The sequence below is a fragment of the Anaerosporobacter faecicola genome (assembly GCF_012070565.1).
GTDB lineage: Bacteria > Bacillota > Clostridia > Lachnospirales > Lachnospiraceae > Anaerosporobacter > Anaerosporobacter faecicola.
The window spans coordinates 36,127-48,844 of record NZ_JAAQRO010000052.1; the positions used below are offsets into that span (position 1 = coordinate 36,127).

Consider the following 12,718-nt stretch of genomic DNA (forward strand, 5'->3'; position numbering starts at 1 on the left):
CATGTCCCCCTTTATGCCCCTCATCAGATAATAAGGTTCGTTTTCTTCACGTGTAACACAACTATTTTATCATCTTAGGGAGATTACAGCAAACTGATTATTTAAAGCCTACTCTTCCAGATCAAGATGTGATTCTTTCCTGGTTTTAGTTTCTGTATTGGACCTGGTATTGGAGATGCCTGCAATTCCTCTCCTAGCAAATCATGATCAATCGTCAATGGTGACCCGTCTGGATTTTCATAATGTGTTTCCGTTATTCTTGGCATACCGAGATTCGATGTCCCAATTCGTTTCGTTGCAACATCACAAATCTGTTCTGGTAGCGTTATATCTAAGTATGTATTCTCCCCTTCTGTAGTAACCGCAACCATTGGATCAATGCCCTCTGTATATCCATCTTTTTCACGATCAAACCCTTTTGCTCCATTGAGATACACATTTCCTTGAATATAAACGGGTTGCTTTATATGTGCATAATTTTCTACGTCCCCTTCTCCCACTTGATAGTATGCCTCTACATACTCTTCCATATTGATAGGGGAACCATTATAATCTGCCGTTCCATATTTTCGATCCTTCTCATCTCCACCTACGAATATATTCTGATACCAACGATCATCTCCACCATATACGATCGCTGTACCCAGTAGATCAGTAGAGTGTGGAAGATGATAAGGCGTGGAGCGATCAGGTACTGCCCATCTCTTCATATAACCACAACAAAGGTTTTGTACATAAGCACCACCCTGTGCAACATTTTCAAAATTATATTCTGAAGCAAAGATATTATTATCCACAAGATATGGTCCATGGGTAACTTCCACCATTAAATCACGATCATTATGGTCATACACATTACAGCTAACGCGAGTTCCTTGTGCCTGCCAATCCAACCAAGTACCAAGGGAACAATGATGAATACGATTATGATGAATCTGCACGTCAATTGCGGCATGCAATTTAATACCACCGATTTCATATCCCAAGAATTCATATTTCTTTGCAATCTGATAGATTTCATTGCCGTAGATTTCGCTATAGATACAGCCTAGATGTCCAACGATTCCATTCTGACCACAATCATAGATTATATTATTCCGAACAATATGTGAACCAATTCGTTCTTTATCCCAGCCAATATGTTTTGCTAAGAAAACCGCTTCCATCTGATGCTGATAACCTGGTTTGTATCGGTTTTTGGAAAATTCATTATGTCCTGTTGAGATTTCTTTCCCCAGACTGATTGCACTACATTTGGAATCATGTAGGATATTGTCCTCAATAATCCAACCCCTGCTCCAGTGAGGGCCAATCATCCCAGGTTGATCAGCTGTTGGTGGCGCCCATGGGGTTGCTGCATGTGCCATTTCAAATCCTCGCACGGTTATGTTATTGATTCCTGTATGTTCAGGGAAGAAACAGGAACGACGAACATTCATCTCTACTAGTTCCTTATTCGGATCATACGTTCCAAAATTCGCATATAGGATTGTCTCCTGCTCCTTAACCTGTGCATACCATAGATAAACACTACGCTCCGGATATAAAAGTGCCTCTTTCTTCTCTGCTAAAATACATTCACTGGTATATCGTATTTGAGGTTGTTTTAGTTCCTCCAATGAACCTGCCTCGAATAAAGAAATTCCATTCAGATATACATCTCCTAGATGAACTTGACTTTTCTTTGGGTAGACAAGCCAATCTCCCCAAATTGGTATTGCATAAGGATTGTACCCAGCGAATATTTCATTCTCTACTGACACGCTCCATATGCCTTCTTCATTCTGTTTCCAACCTGTTACACATTCAGAGCCTTTAATAACCACATGCTCTCCTTGTGCTGCTTCATAGGTAATACGTCCACACTGCCCTTTCCCACTGTTTCTTGGTTTTACCCATTCACGGTATTCACCTTCATGTACAATTACTGTATCGCCGGGCAACGCTTGATCTGCTGCCTTTTGAATCGTAAAAAATGGCTGTTCTTTCGTACCTGCATTTTGATTGGATCCATTCTTTGCTACATGATATACATTTCCCATAATCTTTTCTTTCCTTTCCGTTGTTCGAATACATTACTGATCAGGAGATCGTTTTATTGCTAATCTAGCTTATATTGTAAAGATTTGTACTTGTAAACACAAGCAATCCCTTGTACAATAAGAGACATAATTTGTGGTATGGAGGTATCTTATGATTTTTTATGAACGGCAAAATTCAGAACGTGAAGATTTCTATGTAGCATACCCATTTAACGAGTGTTCCTGGCCACTTCATTTTCATCGTTCCTTTGAATTGATATCCGTAACTAGTGGTTCTATACAATTAACACTTGATGATAGAGTCTATGAATTACATGCCAATGAAACAGCAATTATTTTCCCAAATCAGCTTCATGCATACAAAAAAGTGGAGGACTCCTGTACCTCCATCGTTTTGTTTTCTCCAGAACTAATCGGTCATTTTTCTACTAAATACAAAGGTTTACTACCAAATAGCCCGATCCTAAAAGCATATAGTTTTCATGCAGAGAATGTCCAATATACAAACTACTATCAAAAGAAAGCATTTCTTTATCAGATGTGTGGGCTTTTAACAGAGCACACGGATTTCTTTGTCGAAGAAAAGCATACCGTTCCTGATTCTGCCATCTTTCAGATTCTCTCCTATATTGATGCACACGAAACGGAAGACTGTACCCTTTCCGCTCTAGCAAACGAATTGGGCTATGACTATACCTATGTCTCTCGGTTATTCAAGAACAAGATTGGATTATCATTTACCGAATATCGCAACCAGCAACGGATTCGACATGCTTGTTATCTACTAGAACAAACCAACGCCCCCATATCCGAAATTGCCTTTCAATGTGGTTATGAAAGTCTCCGGAGTTTTCATCGAAATTTCAAAAAGATCACGAATCATGTGCCAAATGATTATCGGAATACATAAGAACACAGTCAGCTTCAGCTGACATCTACCTTAGGTGCGAATGCGCCTCCCCCGGCTGGTTTATTCAATAGAGGAAAGTCCTCTGACTTTCCTCTATTAGATAAAAAGGCTGTCGCATCAACCAATAAGTAATCGGTTCCGTGCGACAGCCTAATTGTATCCACTTAATCTACTTTCTTTTTCTTCCTCAATTTTCACTCACTAGAATCTATCTTTAGTGTAGTTGAATACTATATTCATCTAGTAATCACTCTTTATGAATTTAACCGTCTTAGTAAGTGTGAAATCACCAAGTTTTACGGTAATGGTAGTAGTACCTTCCCCTTTGATTATTAAGGAAACCTTGCCCTTATAGGAATCCGGATCAACAACAGCAACATTGGTATCACTGCTTGTAACTGTTACAGGGTCTGAGCAATTATATGGCTCATAGTTGTAATAAAAACTACAATAATCCTCTTCGTCCCAATATTGTACCTGAACTACACCATTATCATCCGTGTCATAATACTCCTCTTCCCAGCTTAATGAGGTTGCTTTCATCTCTTTTACGGTAACTTTAATTGTACCAATATAGGTATCTGCAGAGATTTCTTCAGCAGAGGTTGCAGCATAACAATGTACATATGCAGTTCCTAGATTTTGTCCCTTTAATGCACCATACCAGTATCCATCTTCATAGAGAAATCCCAAAACATTAGCTGCTGCATTTGCATCATCTTTTGAATCCACTACATTGGAATTATCCATGTTTGGTTCTGCATGATCTGAGTTAACAATATAATAAGTTCCGCTATATCCTGTAAAATAATCATATGGATAAAAGCTTTCATTTAACCCGATCTCTATTTCACTTTCACTAAGAGCAGGTACACGAATCTTTACCGTGAATTTTCCAACTGTTCTTGTTTTCTTTTTATATGTTTCTTTTACGGTAATTGTTACGGATTTACCTGGTTTACCAAACTCCGTAATTACACCATCTTTGTTGATTTTAAGTATACTAGAATCGCTTGAAGTGTATGTATATTTTGCTCCAATTGCAGGATAATCGACAATTGACCAATTATTCAGATTATATTCATAATAATCATAATCTGACATTTCGCCTCTACGGTAATTCATTTCATAATATGTTTCGTTTAACTTTGCAGCTTTAACTTCAATGTTACATGTACCAACTTTTGTTTTTTTCTTTTTGTAGGTTTGCGTTACAGTAATCTTTGCTTTACCGGTTTTTATACCTGTAAGTACACCTTTTTTACTTACTGTTACAATCTTCTTATTACTTGAGGTGTAAGTATACGTAGCACCTTTTACTTGATTGTAAATGTAGATTCCTGTGTATGGCTGTTTTCCCAAGGATATTACTAAGTTCGTATCCTCCAATGTAGGTTTTGTAGCCGCTTTTGTTGTAAGTACTTGTACATTACATAATCCAAATAGCATCGCAAAACAAAGTAGCCCTACAATTGCTCTCTTGAAGTGTTTCATTCGACCCTCTCCTTTTCGTAAATAATGTTTCCAATATCATGTTTCATATGTATACTCTTATGCAATGTGCAATTAAATGCTATGCTCGAATACGTTATAGCATAAACATAAGATTACATAAGTTTTTCAGTAAGACTTTTGTCCTATCTGTTAGACCTATTTTATCATTAATCCCAAGGAATAACAATATCCTTTTTCGACATTTTATCCCCTTGTTTATACATATATAATAAACGCCCACTAGCATGCAAATAACCCAAAAACAAAAAAACAATTTTCAAGAAATTGTATCTAGAAACAACACGATGTATCTAAGTCTAGACATTTCAATCCTGAAAATTGTTTTTATGTAATATTCAATTTTTAATTAATTATGCTTTCTTTTTTCTCGATTTCTTTCTTCGTTTCTTTTTCTTTCTTCGTTTTCTTAATTCCTATCAACTTCTACAATTAATTATTTGCTACATAATATACTCCATATTATTCTGCATAATGTAATCTCCCATTGCGATTCCACTAATATACATAATATGTTTTTCCATCTGATTATCTTTTTCTAGATGAAGATCTAGTTTCACTACAGTATCTCTGCACCCCTCTTCTACAATTTGTGTGATTGGAACATAACCATGTTCCTTTGTTAATACCTTCTTCCCTTCTGTTAACTCACAAGCAACAACAGGCCCACATTCTGTCATCACTGGTTGGTCTTTCGTTACCAGAAGTTCTGTGCAATCAACAGTTAAACGAATCATTGGTTCGATCTCCACGTCTTTCCATATGTTGTCAACTCGAGCGATGTCATTTTTTGAACGGATCTTATCTCCGATTTTAATCTCAGAAAATCTCTTTACTGTGCCGTTCTCCATAAGTAAAACCCCTTGTTTTTCTTCACTCATTCTTATCATCCTAATACCTCCTACATTATAATAGTTTCTTTAGTACTACGATAGATATGTTGATTACTACACCTCTATTATAACATAATTTTCTATTTTTAGAGAACCTATTTGTTACAATTATAAACTTTATTAGAAATAATAATAAGCGGGGCAAGAGTGCGTTTCGACGAATATAGCAATCGCCTACTCGTTCAAAACATTCAAGAGCGAAATTAAGTGATTAATATACATTTTCATTAAAGGACATTGTAAGTACACCATTGTTGTAGCTGGCTCGTATACTAAAAACAAATCCATAACTAATTACGTATTGACCACACGACACATTAACACCACTCCCTGTAATCTTGAATTTGTAAGTTGCTTTCTTCCCATTTCTACATACATATGCTGCATATACTGCTGCTTTTCGTAACTGTTCTGTCGTCTTAATATTATTACGGTCAATTGATTTCCACTTCTTGCTGAATTTATATGGGGTATAATCCGCTCCACTCCAGGTATGGGAGCCCATAAAATCATAAGCAGACTTCAGATAATACGTTCTTCTTATATCCGATGCTTTCTTATAGTTATTATTCAGATAATCTGCAAATGTAACATCAATATGGTATTGCTTTGAACCGATATAGAGACGGTTCCACATATGTCCTTCTCCACTAACTCCACTTACCAGATCACACGGAATGAATCATACGATACCTCCATTCCAATCAATTAATTTTATAGTATCATTTCATATCATACATATCAAGTCAATGGTAAACGCATTTTTCACACTTTGTTCTCCGCGCCAAGCACAGTCAGCTTCAGCTGACATCACCCTTATGTGTGAGTGCGCATCCCCCGGATAATTTACTATAGGAAAGTAGGAGGGCTTTCCTACAAAAAAAGAATGTCACATCTTCTGCAACATTCTTTTTCACATATACTCTTTCTAGGTGGTTGTGACTGGTGTAAGTCTATTAGTTACACCTACACCAGATATTTCTTTTCCAGTTCTTCTAGTATACCCATATACTTTACTTGGACTCCAATCTCTTGTGCTTCTTCTTCAATGATTTTTGTCTGTTTATCTATATAAGCTTTACTTTCTTCTTTCAAATTCTTTTCACCAAACGTAAATACTACTTCATTTTCCTTCGCAATATGGCGTTTGATCAGATAGGTATATGCTGTTGTATTGGTGATAATATCAAGTTTTGCATCGGAATTGTCTGCATCGTTTTCATATGCACGTAATGCCTGATCCAACTCTGCCATATACAACCGTCCCAAATCATGTTCAACTAACATTCCATGTTTCACAAGATTTATCCCGATATTCCCTAATTCCTTCACCATATAATCAAAAAGTAATTTTTCTTCTTTTCTATGATGGTGCTGATCTGCATAATTTCTCACAAAATCAACCATATGATCAAAATCCTGCACAACTAGGTCGCCACCATTCAAGACATGAAGGCTTGCTCTTCGCATTACATTTGCCATACGCATGATTTGATCATGCTCATTCACAAGTACCTCTACTCCGTACATGATTGTCCTCCTTATTAATTAAAAATGGTAAAGCGACGATTTGCTTCATTCTCATACTTTAAGTTCGTAGGTGCAAGAATTCCCTGAATCAAATGGTCTCTTAACCGATCATATTGGTTTTCTGTTCTTGCTTTCTCTGACCAAAATTCCTCATGCAATTGTACTGTTCTCATCCAAACTACTTGGTTTTGTTCTTCTTGCATGATTTGATTGACATGGTCGCAAGGCATACCGTCTAATAAGGTATCATTTAAATATGTGAATGCTTCTTTTGCTGTCGATGTCCCAGCTAATTTTGTGATATTCTTACCAAATGCAAATGCAACCGCATGGACCTCTTCCACTTTTACGCCGTTCGCTAACAAGCTCTCCACCACACATGCTAACTGTTTTTCAACAAGATGAATCTTTTCTTGAAGCCATCCGTGAATATTATCTGTCTCAATTATGTCTTCCAGATTTCCTTCCGGTAAGCTAGTAAGCTCTTCCCGTAATTGTGGCAGCACGGTCTCCTTTCCTAGTTGAGCAGCTAATTCTTTTGCGAACTGCTCTTGTATTTGTATTTTATTAAATAACCAATAATGTATTGGCCCTAAAAATGCACTCATTTCTTCTACTCCTTTTCTATTCTTGTGATGTCATGTTTACTCTTATAGATGAAAGTATACAATAAAAGTGCATGTTACTCTGTTGTATTTACAACAGATTTATTTTTCGGTCCTTTTTCCTGTATCTTTTTCTTTTCTCTTTTACAGATATGATAAAAATGTTCAATATCCTTGCGAATCTGGTATCGATCCGCACAAGTTCTCCCCATTCGGTCTGCATAACCAATTAAAGCTACTTCTCGGATATCTGTCCTCTGCATCAGACCTGGTCGATCTGAAAAGGGCAAATTCTTTCCTATATATAATACATGCATATGGTATCTGACCAAGCTTGAAACATTCTCAATAAATTGCTCTTTCGACAGATCCGCATGCTCCACACGCTCTCTTGATATAGAATACTCGAGTAATTCTCTTGCCAAGGATTCCCCTACTTTATCATGATCATAAGAGGTAATTTTTCCTTTGCGTATTCTCGTGGTACTTGGTTTTCCAATGTCATGTAGCAAAGCAGCCCACATAAATACAGCATCATTTCTGCTTTTTTTCTTTATCTGAGCAGCCTCATCAATAACTAACATTGTATGATTCCATGCGTCTCCTTCCGGATGATGAATGGGCGATTGTTTGGTGCCTTTTAGTTCATACAACATTACGAATGGATACGTTTGAAACCTTTCTTCTTGTAGTAATGTATTCATATATTCAGATGGACATTCATCTTGTAACAAATGGCTCATAATTTCATCAAACAACTCTTGCGCTTCTTCTTGTAGCATCTTTTAGTAGTATTCCTCTCTAATTAATGATTCCTATCTTATCTACTCTCCAAGTATGCGCATTTTTCTTATCTGTTATGTGTAAAATTCATACTTTAAACTCTTCACATCAAAAGGACAACCACAGGTAACAATCTACCAATGAAAACTCGTAGGACGTTTTCATTGCTTAATTAACAGGCACGTGAAATATTCTCCTCGCATTTTTGTACATCAAATCTTCGTATGCTTCCGAACCGATTTGTTCTTCTAATTTTTCAAAATAATCCCGATAAAGAGAACGTTCCCCTTTCGGGTTACAATAATATGTATCGACTCCATCAATAGGCATATCACTTCCGAATACAATACGTTTGCTACCATAACGTCTGATTACTTCTAGCGACGATTCTATTGGTACCCATGTTGTATCTGCATACAGATTTGGAGCATCTTCCATTAACTCAATTGCTTCTTTATTGTCGGTTCCTAGTCCCATATGCACCATAACAAAGCGGACCTCTGGATTTGCTTTCGCTGCACGATACATATGAATAGGATCTGCCTCCTCACATCCACCTGTATGGCAGACCATTGGAAGATTATATACTCTTGCTAAGTCAATATATGGTTGTAGCCGTGCATCATCCATTCCGATTCTTGAATAAAAAGAATGCAACTTAATACCACGGATATATTGTATATTTTCTTCCATTAGTTGAACAAATTCTTGATCTACACGCTCTGTTACCGGTTTAACCCAAGGCATCACACCAATTTGCTCTGGATATGCTTTTGCAAACCTTAGGGTTTTTTGAAACACATCGATCTGCGATTTTTGTTTTTCCTTCGGAAGCAGGATTCCCTTATTGTTATATTCTACCCCTTCTATATTCGATACAATGGAATAATCGATATGATACTTCTCCATGGAAGCAAGTACCATATCCTCAGTCATATTAAAACTTACCTGGTCACCAATATGTACATGTGTATCTATAATCATGACTTATGCCTCCTGTTATTCATCTAAATTCATAATGTATAGTTCATTTTCATCGTCATAACGGAATCCGCTAGCTTGCAGCACTCCACACGATGCCAGATTTTCCTTCTCTGGTTGAACAATAATTCGTTTTGCATTATTATGATTGCCAATCTGTTCGATTAGTGCATATACAATCTGTTTTCCATATCCTCGATGAAGGAATTCTTCCTCCCCAATCATGTAGTCCATACTGTACGTTCCTTGAACAGGAATTGATCCATTCCAGTCTTCTCCACTTCTGACATATTCATAATACTGGCAGAATCCCATTGGTCTTCCCTGCTCCCATACAATATAATGTTGTATCCACCTATACTCCGTATCTCTTTTATCAATCTCCTCTAACCAACTCAAAGGTTGTTCATACCAACGTGCTACATGAGGTTTATAGAGCCATTGTTTAAATAATGCGATATCCTCTTCTCTAAATTTCTTTAATACGATTTCGTTATTCATACGCTTCCCCTTTCTTACTCCCCAAATTATATTATTTTACTTCTTTTAATCTTATCTTCTATTTTATCATATCTTTTATTTTATCTTATCTTTTATTTTATCTTATCTTTTATTTTATCTTATCTTTTATTTTATCTTATCTTTATCATATCTTTTATCTTTCATTTATCATATGTTTTAATTGTCCTTCTTTGTATCTTTCTCTAAAGATCCACTACCATATTGTAATACTTGCTCCACCATATGGCCAATATTTCCTTCTCCAGCAAAGCGATTCATATTGAAAAAATCCTCATTTCGTTCTAACCAGTAAAGCGGATGATATTCGGCGATTAATGTCACATCTTCCTTAAGATACCCTACATAAACTTCTACATAACAATCTTGATTATAATACGTAAAATCCATCATATGATATAAGTCGATGTGTTCTTTCTGAATTCCTGTTTCTTCATATAATTCCCGATAGGCTGCATCCATTCCCTCTTCTCCTGGTTCAATCTTTCCTCCTACAAAATTATATAATCCTTTATAAGGTTCTTTCCTTCTCTTACAAAACAATAAATGATCCTTCTGTACATTGAACACCATAATACAATTGTATCCTTGCATTCCTTTATCTCCCTTCTATCCTGTATTACTTAATGGTGAAATTTTCATAGGATGTAGCCAATTTATCTTGTAGTTCTATTCGATCCATTTCCTTCCATTGTTCCGCTGTATTCTTTTCCCAATGAATTGTAGCATTTAACACATCACATGATGAAACTTTCTGCTCAACAAGCTTCTTATATTCTTCCTCACTAATTATATTTCCCATTCCATCATAATAGCAATAGCTTTCCTGCTCTTCTTCTATCGTCATATCTTTACTATATAGATACGTTTCTTTTATCGTTTTATTTTCCAAAGAGACTGCACGCATATTCCAACTCACTTCATAAATTCCGCCACGTATAACATCGTCAAACAGGTAATAATAAACCTTATCTTTATCATTATAGCACACAAGAACCTCTTCTTTAATTACATCGAATTCAAATAATGATAGTATAGCTATTAATTTTCGTTTAATTTATCGTTTGTATCCATAATATTACATCTTGCGCAAACTGAAAAAAGAGATGTTTTACAAAGGGCGAAAATACAACACACCACAAAGTAAACATCTCTTTTATTCTTTTCATTTATGACAATATTTTAGTTTATTTACCTTTTGCTATTTAAGGTAGCATCTTATTACAAGTTTCTATCTTACTAATAGTTTTCAATTACTTCATATATTTTATACTAGTATACCTCTTCTCACTAACAAATGTGCCATGCTGTATCATTTAGCTGTATTATTTAGCCGTCTTATACAACAATTGCTGGAGAGCAGGGTCAGGTTCATACACGGCTCTTATCTCTTGCAAATTCTTTGGCTCATGTACGATTTTTGCAATATCTTGTAAGAGCTCTTGGCAATCGTTGGACTGGAATACGCCACGACCGATTGAAACTCCTTTTGCACCATTATTCATAGCATCCGAGATTAGATGTAATAAGCTATCTTTTCCTTGATATTGTCCTCCTGCAATGATAACTGGTATTTGACATCCATTTACTACTTCTTCGAAGTTCTCTCCTTCTAAACAATAGTTGACTTTTACAATATCCGCTCCCATTTCATCAGCTACTCTTACTGCATGCTTTAGGTATTTTAATTCTCTTTCATTTGCAATTGCATTCCCGCGAACATACATCATAGCCAAGAGTGGCATTCCTTTTTTGCCACATTCCTCTGCTACATAAGCCATATTAGAAAGCATAGCTGATTCATACTCATTTCCAAGATTCACATGAACGGATACAGCATCACAGCCTAATGCAATTGCTTCATCAACGGAAGCAGTCTGGATTTTCTTCAACCCTCGATCACATAAGGAAGTACTTCCTGAAAGATGCATGATTAAAGACAAATCTGGATTTGTTAATAAGCTATAGTTGTGGATAAGCGTTCCTCGATGTAAGATAACCGCATTCACAACATTACTACGTAAAACATTTTGCAACGTACGTCCCATATCTGCGATTCCATCGATGGGTCCATCGGTAAAACCATGATCCATTGGTACAATAATCGTACGTTCGCGTCCGCCAAAGATACGATTCAATCTTTTCTGCTTACCAATCATATTCCACACCTCACTATTCTTAAGAGTTAATTTTCAGTAGCATTGCCATATTCTCATATAACACCTGATTTAATTCCTGTTCCGGTAGACCAAGTTCCTGAACAGTCATTAAGCTGCAAATTGGTTTATATAGCGGAAACTCGCTTCCAAAGATTAATTTTCTGCTACCACACTTATGATATGCCGTTAGGATCCCTGCATAACTTCCTTGTGACGTTTCCAAATAAACATTATCATATTGCTGTGCATATTCCATCGCTTCCACATCTGCTGGTCCAAATCCCATGTGACCAATAATAAAGTTAGTTCGAGGAAATGCTTTGGCTAATGCTCCCATTTTCTTGGTAGAAGCACCAGGTGAAAATAAGGTATGGCTATAAAATGGGACCTCTAACTGACCACATAAATCTGCCAATTCCATTACCGTCTTAGATGCAAGAGAAAAGCCATGTACCAGTGGTGCTAGCTTAAGTCCAGAGAAACCATTTTTGATTCCTTTTTCAAAATCGTTCACTGCTTCTGTACGTTTCAAAGGATTCACACAATAAAATCCATAGAATTTGTCTGGCTGGCTTTTTATCAATCTTTCTACGATATCATTTGGAATATACTCTCCATCAGGTTGTACTTCCCCTGTAATATACTTGGTCATCTGACGCACATCAAGCATTCCACCAGGCACCAAAACTGCTTTATCAATTTTGGCTTTTGCCATATCTGCCTCTAATTCTTCTAACGTACCAAAAGTACCTTTTCCCATATGAACATGTCCATCAATAATCAT

14 protein-coding genes are annotated in these 12,718 nt (G+C 36.4%); 1 reads left to right on the forward strand and 13 read right to left on the reverse strand.

Annotation, left to right across the window (positions count from 1 at the left end):
* Positions 1 to 101 precede the first annotated feature (101 nt).
* A complete protein-coding gene (locus HBB17_RS19195; protein ID WP_167959122.1) occupies positions 102 to 2,042 on the reverse strand; it encodes a right-handed parallel beta-helix repeat-containing protein in 1,941 nt (646 codons plus the stop codon).
* Positions 2,043 to 2,193: 151 nt separating this feature from the next.
* Here HBB17_RS19195 and HBB17_RS19200 point away from each other — a divergent pair, with 151 nt between their 5' ends.
* Complete coding sequence (locus tag HBB17_RS19200; protein WP_167959123.1) at positions 2,194 to 2,952, forward strand: AraC family transcriptional regulator; 759 nt, start codon at positions 2,194 to 2,196, stop codon at positions 2,950 to 2,952.
* A 240-nt stretch (positions 2,953 to 3,192) separates the two neighbouring features.
* Here the strand turns inward: HBB17_RS19200 and HBB17_RS19205 are convergent, their stop codons facing one another.
* The 12 genes from HBB17_RS19205 to HBB17_RS19260 form a co-directional block, all read right to left on the reverse strand.
* The gene (locus tag HBB17_RS19205) at positions 3,193 to 4,446 is read right to left on the reverse strand and encodes an Ig-like domain-containing protein (RefSeq protein ID WP_167959124.1); all 1,254 of its coding nucleotides are present in this window, start codon (positions 4,444 to 4,446) and stop codon (positions 3,193 to 3,195) included.
* 461 nt (positions 4,447 to 4,907) lie between these two features.
* Entirely contained in the window at positions 4,908 to 5,354 is a 447-nt protein-coding gene (locus HBB17_RS19210; protein ID WP_167959126.1) for a Hint domain-containing protein, read from the reverse strand.
* Between the two features lie 214 nt (positions 5,355 to 5,568).
* Entirely contained in the window at positions 5,569 to 5,994 is a 426-nt protein-coding gene (locus HBB17_RS19215) for a hypothetical protein (protein ID WP_167959127.1), read from the reverse strand.
* A 329-nt stretch (positions 5,995 to 6,323) separates the two neighbouring features.
* Entirely contained in the window at positions 6,324 to 6,887 is a 564-nt protein-coding gene (locus HBB17_RS19220) for a hemerythrin domain-containing protein (RefSeq protein WP_167959129.1), read from the reverse strand.
* A 14-nt stretch (positions 6,888 to 6,901) separates the two neighbouring features.
* On the reverse strand, positions 6,902 to 7,495 hold the full coding sequence (locus tag HBB17_RS19225) for a hypothetical protein (RefSeq protein ID WP_167959130.1): 594 nt from the start codon (positions 7,493 to 7,495) through the stop codon (positions 6,902 to 6,904).
* Between the two features lie 74 nt (positions 7,496 to 7,569).
* On the reverse strand, positions 7,570 to 8,274 hold the full coding sequence (locus HBB17_RS19230) for an HDIG domain-containing metalloprotein (protein WP_167959131.1): 705 nt from the start codon (positions 8,272 to 8,274) through the stop codon (positions 7,570 to 7,572).
* 169 nt (positions 8,275 to 8,443) lie between these two features.
* Positions 8,444 to 9,259: an amidohydrolase family protein gene (locus HBB17_RS19235; protein WP_167959132.1), complete on the reverse strand. Its 816-nt coding sequence runs from the start codon at positions 9,257 to 9,259 to the stop codon at positions 8,444 to 8,446.
* Between the two features lie 15 nt (positions 9,260 to 9,274).
* A complete protein-coding gene (locus HBB17_RS19240) occupies positions 9,275 to 9,757 on the reverse strand; it encodes a GNAT family N-acetyltransferase (RefSeq protein ID WP_167959133.1) in 483 nt (160 codons plus the stop codon).
* Positions 9,758 to 9,934: 177 nt separating this feature from the next.
* On the reverse strand, positions 9,935 to 10,369 hold the full coding sequence (locus tag HBB17_RS19245; RefSeq protein WP_167959134.1) for an NUDIX hydrolase: 435 nt from the start codon (positions 10,367 to 10,369) through the stop codon (positions 9,935 to 9,937).
* A 25-nt stretch (positions 10,370 to 10,394) separates the two neighbouring features.
* Positions 10,395 to 10,766, reverse strand: coding sequence for a hypothetical protein (locus HBB17_RS19250; protein WP_167959136.1), 372 nt, complete (start codon positions 10,764 to 10,766; stop codon positions 10,395 to 10,397).
* A gap of 334 nt (positions 10,767 to 11,100) precedes the next feature.
* A complete protein-coding gene (locus HBB17_RS19255) occupies positions 11,101 to 11,934 on the reverse strand; it encodes a 2-amino-3,7-dideoxy-D-threo-hept-6-ulosonate synthase (RefSeq protein WP_167959137.1) in 834 nt (277 codons plus the stop codon).
* Between the two features lie 19 nt (positions 11,935 to 11,953).
* Entirely contained in the window at positions 11,954 to 12,718 is a 765-nt protein-coding gene (locus HBB17_RS19260) for an amidohydrolase family protein (protein ID WP_167959138.1), read from the reverse strand.

Excerpts from the sequence above, each read along its gene's own strand:
- HBB17_RS19195 (WP_167959122.1), bottom strand. The coding sequence starts at position 2,042 with ATGGGAAATGTATATCATGTAGCAAAGAATGGATCCAATCAAAATGCA.
- HBB17_RS19200 (WP_167959123.1), top strand. The coding sequence starts at position 2,194 with ATGATTTTTTATGAACGGCAAAATTCAGAACGTGAAGATTTCTATGTA.
- HBB17_RS19205 (WP_167959124.1), bottom strand. The coding sequence starts at position 4,446 with ATGAAACACTTCAAGAGAGCAATTGTAGGGCTACTTTGTTTTGCGATG.
- HBB17_RS19210 (WP_167959126.1), bottom strand. The coding sequence starts at position 5,354 with ATGATAAGAATGAGTGAAGAAAAACAAGGGGTTTTACTTATGGAGAAC.
- HBB17_RS19215 (WP_167959127.1), bottom strand. The coding sequence starts at position 5,994 with ATGTGGAACCGTCTCTATATCGGTTCAAAGCAATACCATATTGATGTT.
- HBB17_RS19220 (WP_167959129.1), bottom strand. The coding sequence starts at position 6,887 with ATGTACGGAGTAGAGGTACTTGTGAATGAGCATGATCAAATCATGCGT.
- HBB17_RS19225 (WP_167959130.1), bottom strand. The coding sequence starts at position 7,495 with ATGAGTGCATTTTTAGGGCCAATACATTATTGGTTATTTAATAAAATA.
- HBB17_RS19230 (WP_167959131.1), bottom strand. The coding sequence starts at position 8,274 with ATGCTACAAGAAGAAGCGCAAGAGTTGTTTGATGAAATTATGAGCCAT.
- HBB17_RS19235 (WP_167959132.1), bottom strand. The coding sequence starts at position 9,259 with ATGATTATAGATACACATGTACATATTGGTGACCAGGTAAGTTTTAAT.
- HBB17_RS19240 (WP_167959133.1), bottom strand. The coding sequence starts at position 9,757 with ATGAATAACGAAATCGTATTAAAGAAATTTAGAGAAGAGGATATCGCA.
- HBB17_RS19245 (WP_167959134.1), bottom strand. The coding sequence starts at position 10,369 with ATGCAAGGATACAATTGTATTATGGTGTTCAATGTACAGAAGGATCAT.
- HBB17_RS19255 (WP_167959137.1), bottom strand. The coding sequence starts at position 11,934 with ATGATTGGTAAGCAGAAAAGATTGAATCGTATCTTTGGCGGACGCGAA.
- HBB17_RS19260 (WP_167959138.1), bottom strand. The coding sequence starts at position 12,718 with ATGATTATTGATGGACATGTTCATATGGGAAAAGGTACTTTTGGTACG.